Annotated in this window: 1 protein-coding gene; it reads right to left on the reverse strand. The window is 74.3% G+C overall.

The window, feature by feature from the left end; genetic code table 11:
• A partial coding sequence (locus tag EXE44_RS20105; protein ID WP_137718166.1) for a M28 family peptidase occupies window positions 1–206 on the reverse strand: 206 nt, incomplete at both ends.

Below are 206 nucleotides of genomic sequence, written 5' to 3' on the forward strand. Positions count from 1 at the left end.
TCGCGCGCCGCGAGCGCCCGCGCGACCTCAACGATCGTCGCGGTACCCGCCCCGTTGTCCATCGCGCCCTCCGCGAGGTCGTGGGCGTCGACGTGCGAGGAGACGATCAGGCGCTCGTCGGTGTCGGGGCCGAGCTCCGCGACGGCGTTCCCGCTCGTCGCTGTCGGCGTCTCGCAGTCGACCGCGACGGTCAGCCTGTCGCCCTC

The organism is Halorubrum sp. SS7 (assembly GCF_005435055.1).
Classification (GTDB): Archaea; Halobacteriota; Halobacteria; order Halobacteriales; family Haloferacaceae; genus Halorubrum; species Halorubrum salinarum.